General features: G+C 48.3%; 1 protein-coding gene. It reads right to left on the reverse strand.

Annotation, left to right across the window (positions count from 1 at the left end):
* A partial coding sequence (locus ACTHSX_RS10475) for a collagen-flanked surface repeat-containing protein (protein WP_440377609.1) occupies positions 1–242 on the reverse strand: 242 nt, incomplete at both ends.

A 242-nucleotide genomic window follows, 5' to 3' on the forward strand; every position in this document is an offset into this window, starting at 1 on the left:
CCTTCGCCATCAGTAATGGTTACAGTGTGAGTGCCGTTGCCGTTGTCTTTAACTTCGGCTTTAGCATTCTTACCGTCAGCACCAGTTGCACCGGTAGCGCCAGTTGCACCGTCTTTAACGATGGTAGTAGTGGTATTACCTTCGCCATCAGTAATGGTTACAGTGTGAGTGCCGTTGCCGTTGTCTTTAACTTCGGCTTTAGCATTCTTACCGTCTGCACCGTCTTTAACGATGGTAGTAGT

It is taken from the genome of Neisseria sp. P0014.S002, assembly GCF_051958295.1.
GTDB lineage: Bacteria > Pseudomonadota > Gammaproteobacteria > Burkholderiales > Neisseriaceae > Neisseria > Neisseria flavescens_B.